Genomic DNA, 8,267 nt, shown 5'->3' with positions numbered 1-8,267 from the left:
GCCCAGTACCGGGCGGTGGGCTCGGTCGCGCCGGGGGTGCGCCTGGCCGACCTCGGCCGCGCCGTGGAGCAGCAGCGCGTCGTCAAGGACGAGGAGGAGATCTCCTGCCTGCGCATCGCCGCGGAGATCACCGACCAGGCGCTCGGCGAACTCCTCGAATCGATCCTGGTCGGCCGGACCGAGCGGCACCTGGCGCTGGAGCTGGAGCGCCGCCTCGTGGACCACGGCGCGGCCGGCCCGGCCTTCGCGACGTCGGTGGGCGCGGGGCCGAACTCGGGCTCCCCGGACCACCGGCCGACGGACCGCCGGGTGGAGGAGGGCGACTTCCTCAGCGTCCGGCTGGGCGCCGACTACGGCGGCTACCGCTGTGAGATCGGCCGTACGTTCGTCATCGGCACCTCTCCGGCGTCCTGGCAGATCGAGCTGTACGAGGTGGTGTTCGCGGCGCAGCGGGCGGGCCGGGAGGCGCTCGCACCGGGCGTGGCGTGCCGGGATGTGGACCGCGCGGCGCGCCAGGTGCTGGAGTCCGCGGGCCACGGCGAGGGGCTCGAATCGCGCACCGGGCACGGGGTCGGACTGGAAATCGACGAGGACCCTCGGCTGGAGCCCGCGGCCATGGGTAAACTGGATGCCTGCGTGCCGGTCACCGTCGAACCGGGGGTTCACCTCCCGGGACGGGGTGGTGTCCGGATCGATGACACGCTCGTCGTCCGCTCCGAGGCGGACGGCGGCCCCGAGCTACTCACCATTACGACCAAGGAGCTGCTCGCGCTGTAGCGCGCGCCTCCTGGTTCCACCAGCTTCAGTCCAGGAGATTCCGCAACCGTGGCATCCACGAACGACCTCAAGAACGGCATGGTGCTCAAGCTCGACGGGGGCCAGCTCTGGTCCGTCGTCGAGTTCCAGCACGTCAAGCCCGGCAAGGGCCCGGCCTTTGTGCGCACCAAGCTGAAGCACGTGCTCTCCGGCAAGGTCGTCGACAAGACGTTCAACGCCGGCACCAAGGTCGAGACGGCCAATGTCGACAAGCGCGGCATGCAGTTCTCGTACAAGGACGGCGAAAACTTCGTCTTCATGGACATGGAGACCTACGACCAGCTCTTCATCTCTCCCGAGGTCGTCGGCGACGCCGCCCGGTACCTCCTGGAGGGCTTCGAGGCCGTCGTCGCGGTGTACGAGGAGAACCCCCTCTACGTCGAGCTGCCGGCCGCCGTCGAGCTCGTCATCAAGTACACCGAGCCGGGCGTGCAGGGCGACCGCTCCACCGGCGGTTCCAAGCCGGCCGAGCTGGAGACCGGCTACGAGATCGCGGTGCCGCTCTTCATCACCACCGGTGAGAAGATCAAGGTCGACACCCGTTCCGGCGATTACCTCGGTCGGGTGAACAGCTAACCGTGGCTGCCCGTAACAAGGCCCGCAAACGCGCCTTCCAGATCCTCTTCGAGGCCGACCAGCGCGGTACGTCCGTGCAGAACGTGCTCGCGGACTGGGTACGGCACTCCCGCTCGGACGACCGGCAGCCGCCGGTCACCGAGTACACGATGCAGCTCGTCGAGGGGTACGCGGAGTTCGCGCCCCGGATCGACGAGCTGATCGCCGACTATGCGGTCGACTGGATGCTCGACCGGATGCCGGTGGTCGACCGGAACATCCTGCGGCTCGGCACGTACGAGCTGGTCTGGGAGGACGAGACGCCGGACGCGGTGGTGATCGACGAGGCGGTGCAGCTCGCCAAGGAGTTCTCCACCGACGATTCGCCCGCGTTCGTCAATGGTCTTCTCGGCCGTTTCAAGGAGCTGAAGCCGAGCCTGCGGCGCGATACGCGGTAACGGCCGTACGGCGCGCCACCAGCAGGACCGCCGCCCTCGGCGTACCCCGGGACGGGGTCCCGCCGAGGGCGGCGGCACGTTTCTGCTGTGGTGTAGCGAGACGATCGAGACCTCGGGGGCTTCAGATGTCCTCGTGCTGCACGGCGCGGCGCGCGTCGGCGTCGAGCACGCCCCAGCTGATCAGCTGCTCGGTCAGCACCGAGGGCGACTGGTCGTAGATCACGGCGAGGGTGCGCAGGTCGTCCTGGCGGATCGAGAGCACCTTGCCGTTGTAGTCGCCGCGCTGGCTCTGGATCGTGGCCGCGTACCGCTGGAGGGGACCGGCCTTCTCGGCCGGCACGTGGGCCAGCCGCTCCAGGTCGAGCACCAGCTTCGGCGGCGGCTCGGCGGCCCCGCCGGGCGTGGTGCCGGGCAGCAGCTCCTGCACCGGGACGCCGTAGAAGTCGGCCAGCTCGGCAAGGCGCTGCACGGTGACGGCTCGGTCGCCGCGCTCGTACGAACCGACGACCACGGCCTTCCAGCGGCCCTGGGACTTCTCCTCGACGCCGTGCAGCGAGAGGCCCTGCTGGGTGCGGATGGCGCGAAGCTTGGCTCCGAGCTGTTTGGCGTATTCGCTGGACATAAAGCTCCCCGGACGAAGACTGGTAACTCACTGTGAGGTTACGCAGCGTAATCTGACTTCGTCAAGCCGAACGGTCCATGCCGTCCCCCGTCAGGGGTGTTGACGTACGCCCCGTACGACCCTGGTAACGTGAATGGCGTAAACCCGACGTCCTTTAAGGTCCGTCCCGTGAGGCGGAGAAGGAGGTCCGTTTCTCATGGACACCAACAGCCCGGACCCCGGTCCGGACGCAGGCAGCCCGGAACCGGCACGCCCCGTGCTGGAAGCCCCGGACATCGCGCGGGTTCTCACCCGCATCGCCCACGAGATCGTCGAACGCGCCAAGGGCGCCGACGACGTGGTGCTGCTCGGCATCCCCACCCGCGGCGTCTTCCTCGCCGACCGGCTGGCCGCCAAGCTGGAGGAGATCACCGGCCGGAAGACGCCGGTCGGCTCCCTCGACATCACCATGTACCGCGACGACCTGCGGCTCCGCCCGGCCCGCGCCCTCGCCCGCACCGAGATCCCCGGTGACGGCGTCGACGGCCGCCTGGTGGTCCTCGTCGACGACGTGCTCTTCTCCGGCCGCACCATCCGCGCCGCCCTCGACGCGCTCGGCGACATCGGCCGCCCGCGCGCCGTGCAGCTCGCGGTCCTCGTCGACCGGGGCCACCGCGAACTCCCGATCCGCGCCGACTACGTCGGCAAGAACCTCCCGACGTCGCTGCGGGAGACGGTCAAGGTCCAGCTCACCGAGGAGGACGGCCGCGACAGCGTGCTCCTCGGCGTCAAGCCCACCGCCCAGTCCGGCGGCGAGCGGTAGCGCGGACACCCCCGACGGACGCGGTACGGCCGTGTCCGCGGCTTCGTCTGCCTGCCTGCCCCACGGGCGTCCACGCCCTCTTTCAGCACCCACGGAGTACCCGGATGAATCGTCACCTCATCTCGGCCGCCGACCTCACCCGCGACGACGCCGTACTGATCCTCGACACCGCCGAGGAGATGGCACGCGTCGCGGACCGGCCGATCAAGAAGCTGCCCACGCTGCGCGGCAGGACCGTCGTCAACCTCTTCTTCGAGGACTCGACCCGCACCCGCATCTCCTTCGAGGCCGCCGCCAAGCGGCTCTCCGCCGACGTCATCAACTTCTCCGCCAAGGGATCCTCGGTCTCCAAGGGCGAGTCCCTCAAGGACACCGCGCTGACCCTGGAGGCGATGGGCGCCGACGCCGTCGTCATCCGTCACCACGACTCCGGCGCCCCGCACCGCCTCGCCACCTCCGGCTGGATCGGCGGCTCCGTCGTCAACGCCGGCGACGGCACGCACGAACACCCCACCCAGGCGCTGCTCGACGCCTTCACCATGCGCCGCCACCTGGCGGGCGCGGCCGACGGCGGCCCCACCCACCACCGCGGGCCGGGCGACGGCACCGGCCGGGACCTCGCCGGACGGCGCATCACGATCGTCGGGGACATCCTGCACAGCCGCGTCGCCCGCTCCAACGTCCACCTGCTGACGACGCTCGGCGCCCACGTCACACTGGTCGCGCCGCCCACCCTGGTCCCGATCGGCGTCGGACAGTGGCCCTGCGAGGTCTCCTACGACCTCGACGCGGTGCTTCCCAAGTCCGACGCCGTGATGATGCTGCGGGTGCAGCGCGAGCGCATGAACGCCGCGTTCTTCCCCACCGAGCGCGAGTACGCGCGCCGCTACGGCCTGGACGGCGAGCGGATGGCGCGGATGCCCGACCACGCGATCGTCATGCACCCCGGCCCCATGAACCGCGGCATGGAGATCACCGCCGAGGTCGCCGACTCCGTCCGCTGCACCGCGGTCGAGCAGGTCGCCAACGGCGTCTCCATCCGGATGGCCGTCCTGTACCTGCTGCTCGGCGGCGCGGCGTTCGAGTCCACGCCCGCCCCTTCGACCACCGCCCGCACCGAGGAGAACACGTGACCATGAGCAAGATCCTTATCCGCGGTGCGCGCCCCCTCGGCGGCGAGCCGCAGGACGTACTGATCGACGGCGAGGCCATCGCGGCCGTCGGACCCGGCCTGGAGGCCGCCGACGCCCAGGTGATCGAGGCCCACGGGCAGATCCTGCTGCCCGGCCTCGTCGACCTCCACACCCATCTGCGCGAGCCCGGCCGCGAGGACTCCGAGACCGTCCTGACCGGCACCAAGGCCGCCGCCGTCGGCGGCTTCACCGCCGTGCACGCCATGGCCAACACCTTCCCCGTCGCCGACACCGCGGGCGTCGTCGAGCAGGTCTGGCGGCTCGGCAAGGAGTCCGGCTACTGCGACGTGCAGCCGATCGGCGCCGTCACCGTGGGCCTGGCGGGCAAGCAGCTCGCCGAGCTCGGCGCGATGCACGACAGCGCCGCCGGCGTCCGGGTCTTCTCCGACGACGGCAAGTGCGTGGACGACGCGGTGATCATGCGCCGCGCGCTGGAGTACGTGAAGGCGTTCGACGGCGTCGTCGCCCAGCACGCCCAGGAGCCCCGGCTCACCGAGGGCGCCCAGATGAACGAGGGCGCCGTCTCCGCCGAGCTCGGCCTCGGCGGCTGGCCCGCCGTCGCCGAGGAGTCGATCATCGCCCGCGATGTGCTGCTCGCCGCGCACGTCGGCTCGCGCGTGCACATCTGCCACCTCTCCACCGCCGGCTCCGTGGAGATCGTGCGCTGGGCCAAGTCCAAGGGCTGGGCCGTCACCGCCGAGGTCACCCCGCACCACCTGCTGCTCACCGACGAGCTCGTACGGTCCTACAACCCGGTCTACAAGGTGAACCCGCCGCTGCGCACCGAGGCCGACGTGCTGGCCCTGCGCGAGGCGCTCGCCGACGGCACCATCGACTGCGTCGCCACCGACCACGCCCCGCACCCGCACGAGGACAAGGACTGCGAGTGGGGGGCCGCGGCCATGGGCATGGTCGGCCTGGAGACCGCGCTCTCCGTCGTCCAGCACACGATGGTCGACACCGGCCTCCTCGACTGGCCGGGCGTCGCCGACCGGATGTCGGCGCGCCCCGCGGACATCGGTCGGCTCCGCGGCCACGGCCGCCCCATCGCCGCCGGGGAGCCCGCCAACCTCACCCTCCTCGATTCCGCTTACCGTGGACCCGTGGACCCCGCGGGCTTCGCCTCCCGCAGCCGCAACACCCCCTACGAGGGCCGCGAGCTGCCGGGGCGCGTCACCCACACCTTCCTGCGGGGCCGGGCAACGGTCGTGGACGGGAAGCTGACGTGAGACTTTCGACAATCCTCGCTGCGGAGCAGAAGTCGCAGGAGGTCACCGACTGGGCCGGACGCATCGGCTGGGTCGTCGGGCTGCTGCTCTTCATCGCGCTCGTCTACTGGCTGATGCGCGAGGGCTGGAAGTGGCGCGGCTCGCTCCAGGGCGACCTGCCCGAGCTGCCCACAGCGCCCGAGGCGCCGGGCGAGCCCCGGCTGACCATGACCGGCCGCTACCACGGCTCGACCACGGCCGGCCAGTGGCTCGACCGCATCGTCGCCCGGGGCCTGGGCACCCGCAGCCGCGCCGAGCTCACCCTGACGGACGCCGGGCTCGACGTCGTACGCCCCGGGGCGCAGGGATTCTTCATCCCCGCGGACCGGCTGCGCGGCGCCCGGCTCGACAAGGGCATCGCGGGCAAGGTCCTCGCCGAGGGCGGCCTGCTCATCGTCACCTGGGAGCACGGCGGCAAGGAGCTCGACTCCGGCTTCCGCTCCGACCGGGCCGCCGAGCACGCGGAGTGGACCGAGGCAGTCAACACCATGATCAACGCAACGGAAGGCACCGCACGATGACGACCTCCAAGCCGGGGAACGCCTCGCAGAGGCAAGGGGCGGTCCCCGCCGTACTCGTCCTGGAGGACGGCCGCAGCTTCCGCGGCCGCGCCTACGGGGCCGTGGGGGAGACCTTCGGCGAAGCGGTGTTCAACACCGGCATGACCGGCTACCAGGAAACGCTCACCGACCCCTCGTACCACCGCCAGGTCGTCGTCATGACGGCGCCGCACATCGGCAACACCGGGGTCAACGACGAGGACGACGAGTCCCGGCGGATCTGGGTCGCGGGCTATGTGGTGCGCGACCCCGCCCGTACGCCGTCCAACTGGCGCTCCCGGCGCACGCTGGACGAGGAGCTGGCCGGGCAGGGCGTCGTCGGGATCTCCGGCGTCGACACCCGCGCCCTCACCCGCCACCTGCGCGAGCGCGGCGCGATGCGGGCCGGGATCTTCTCCGGCGAGAGCGTCGCGGACGAGGCGGCGCTGCTCGCCCGCGTCCGCGAGGCCCCCCAGATGACCGGCGCGGACCTCGCCGCCGAGGTCGCCACCGAGGAGGCGTACGTCGTCCCGGCGATCGGGACCAAGAGGTTCACGGTCGCCGCCGTCGACCTGGGCATCAAGGGCATGACCCCGCACCGGATGGCCGAGCGCGGCATCGAGGTGCACGTGATGCCGGCCACCGTCACCGCCGAGCAGCTGTACGCGGTGGAGCCCGACGGCGTGTTCCTCTCCAACGGGCCGGGCGACCCGGCCACCGCGGACCTGACCCTGGTCAAGGAGGTGCTGGCGCGGCGGACCCCGCTCTTCGGCATCTGCTTCGGCAACCAGATCCTGGGCCGCGCGCTCGGCTTCGGCACGTACAAGCTGGGCTACGGCCACCGCGGCATCAACCAGCCCGTGCAGGACCGCACCACCGGCAAGGTCGAGATCACCGCGCACAACCACGGATTCGCCGTCGACGCGCCGCTCGACGCGGTCTCCGAGACCCCGTACGGCCGCGCCGAGGTCTCCCACGTCTGTCTCAACGACGGCGTGGTGGAGGGCCTCCAGCTGCTCGACCAGCCGGCCTTCAGCGTCCAGTACCACCCCGAGGCAGCAGCCGGCCCGCACGACGCGGCCTACCTCTTCGACCGCTTCGCAGACCTCATGGAGGGCCAGCGTGCCTAAGCGCTCCGATATCCAGTCCGTCCTGGTCATCGGCTCCGGCCCGATCGTCATCGGCCAGGCCGCGGAGTTCGACTACTCCGGTACCCAGGCGTGCCGCGTGCTCAAGGCCGAGGGCCTGCGCGTCATCCTGGTCAACTCCAACCCGGCCACGATCATGACCGACCCGGAGATCGCCGACGCCACGTACGTCGAGCCGATCACCCCCGAGTACGTCGAGAAGATCATCGCCAAGGAGCGCCCCGACGCGCTGCTGCCCACCCTCGGCGGCCAGACCGCGCTCAACACCGCGATCTCCCTGCACGAGGCCGGCACGCTCCAGACGTACGACGTCGAGCTGATCGGCGCCAACGTCGAGGCGATCAACAAGGGCGAGGACCGCGACCTGTTCAAGGGCGTCGTCGCGGCCGTCAACGCCAAGATCGGCTACGGCGAGTCGGCCCGCTCCGTCATCTGCCACTCCATGGACGACGTCCTCGCGGGCGTCGAGCAGCTCGGCGGCTACCCCGTCGTCGTCCGCCCCTCCTTCACCATGGGCGGCGCGGGCTCCGGCTTCGCGCACGACGAGGACGAGCTGCGCCGCATCGCGGGCCAGGGGCTCACGCTCTCGCCGACCACCGAGGTGCTCCTGGAGGAGTCCATCCTCGGCTGGAAGGAGTACGAGCTGGAGCTGATGCGCGACCGCAACGACAACGTGGTGGTCGTCTGCTCCATCGAGAACTTCGACCCGATGGGCGTGCACACCGGCGACTCGATCACCGTCGCCCCGGCCATGACCCTCACCGACCGCGAGTACCAGCGGCTGCGGGACGTCGGCATCGCGATCATCCGCGAGGTCGGCGTCGACACCGGCGGCTGCAACATCCAGTTCGCGATCAACCCCGAGG

The 8,267-nt window shown here is 71.0% G+C and carries 9 protein-coding genes and 1 pseudogene; 9 read left to right on the top strand and 1 reads right to left on the bottom strand.

The window, feature by feature from the left end:
• The 3 genes from ACFU99_RS24105 to nusB all read left to right on the top strand — a co-directional run.
• Nucleotides 1-777: M24 family metallopeptidase (locus ACFU99_RS24105; RefSeq protein WP_384395243.1), on the top strand; the 777-nt coding region annotated here is incomplete at its 5' end.
• Between the two features lie 48 nt (nucleotides 778-825).
• A complete protein-coding gene (gene efp / locus ACFU99_RS24100; protein ID WP_384395241.1) occupies nucleotides 826-1,392 on the top strand; it encodes an elongation factor P in 567 nt (188 codons plus the stop codon).
• A gap of 2 nt (nucleotides 1,393-1,394) precedes the next feature.
• Complete coding sequence (gene nusB / locus ACFU99_RS24095; protein ID WP_384395239.1) at nucleotides 1,395-1,829, top strand: transcription antitermination factor NusB; 435 nt, start codon at nucleotides 1,395-1,397, stop codon at nucleotides 1,827-1,829.
• A 121-nt stretch (nucleotides 1,830-1,950) separates the two neighbouring features.
• On the opposite strand, the gene bldD is transcribed toward nusB, so the two are convergent.
• Nucleotides 1,951-2,451, bottom strand: a complete 501-nt coding sequence (gene bldD / locus ACFU99_RS24090; protein ID WP_003982726.1) for a transcriptional regulator BldD — start codon at nucleotides 2,449-2,451, stop codon at nucleotides 1,951-1,953.
• 196 nt (nucleotides 2,452-2,647) lie between these two features.
• Here bldD and pyrR point away from each other — a divergent pair, with 196 nt between their 5' ends.
• The 6 genes and pseudogenes from pyrR to carB form a co-directional block, all read left to right on the top strand.
• Nucleotides 2,648-3,253: a bifunctional pyr operon transcriptional regulator/uracil phosphoribosyltransferase PyrR gene (pyrR, locus tag ACFU99_RS24085; RefSeq protein ID WP_384395237.1), complete on the top strand. Its 606-nt coding sequence runs from the start codon at nucleotides 2,648-2,650 to the stop codon at nucleotides 3,251-3,253.
• 104 nt (nucleotides 3,254-3,357) lie between these two features.
• Entirely contained in the window at nucleotides 3,358-4,386 is a 1,029-nt protein-coding gene (locus ACFU99_RS24080) for an aspartate carbamoyltransferase catalytic subunit (RefSeq protein WP_384395235.1), read from the top strand.
• Between the two features lie 2 nt (nucleotides 4,387-4,388).
• The gene (locus tag ACFU99_RS24075; RefSeq protein ID WP_384395233.1) at nucleotides 4,389-5,675 is read left to right on the top strand and encodes a dihydroorotase; all 1,287 of its coding nucleotides are present in this window, start codon (nucleotides 4,389-4,391) and stop codon (nucleotides 5,673-5,675) included.
• Nucleotides 5,672-6,235, top strand: coding sequence for a hypothetical protein (locus ACFU99_RS24070; protein WP_384395231.1), 564 nt, complete (start codon nucleotides 5,672-5,674; stop codon nucleotides 6,233-6,235). Before ACFU99_RS24075 ends, ACFU99_RS24070 begins: the two co-directional genes overlap by 4 nt.
• Nucleotides 6,232-7,383 (top strand): glutamine-hydrolyzing carbamoyl-phosphate synthase small subunit, encoded by a 1,152-nt coding sequence (gene carA / locus ACFU99_RS24065; protein ID WP_384395229.1) that lies wholly within the window; start codon nucleotides 6,232-6,234, stop codon nucleotides 7,381-7,383. The genes ACFU99_RS24070 and carA overlap by 4 nt, the downstream gene beginning before the upstream one ends.
• Nucleotides 7,376-8,267 (top strand): annotated as a pseudogene (carB, locus tag ACFU99_RS24060) (carbamoyl phosphate synthase large subunit); the annotation flags it as partial. The gene carA and the pseudogene carB, both read left to right, overlap by 8 nt.

This window comes from Streptomyces sp. NPDC057654, assembly GCF_042800135.1.
Classification (GTDB): domain Bacteria; phylum Actinomycetota; class Actinomycetes; order Streptomycetales; family Streptomycetaceae; genus Streptomyces.
The sequence above is the reverse complement of the archived record's forward strand: the minus strand, read 5'-3'. Positions and strand labels throughout refer to the sequence as shown.

Coding starts and splice junctions, on each gene's coding strand:
- bldD (WP_003982726.1), bottom strand. CDS start 2,451: ATGTCCAGCGAATACGCCAAACAGCTCGGAGCCAAGCTTCGCGCCATC.
- pyrR (WP_384395237.1), top strand. CDS start 2,648: ATGGACACCAACAGCCCGGACCCCGGTCCGGACGCAGGCAGCCCGGAA.
- ACFU99_RS24080 (WP_384395235.1), top strand. CDS start 3,358: ATGAATCGTCACCTCATCTCGGCCGCCGACCTCACCCGCGACGACGCC.
- ACFU99_RS24075 (WP_384395233.1), top strand. CDS start 4,389: ATGAGCAAGATCCTTATCCGCGGTGCGCGCCCCCTCGGCGGCGAGCCG.
- carA (WP_384395229.1), top strand. CDS start 6,232: ATGACGACCTCCAAGCCGGGGAACGCCTCGCAGAGGCAAGGGGCGGTC.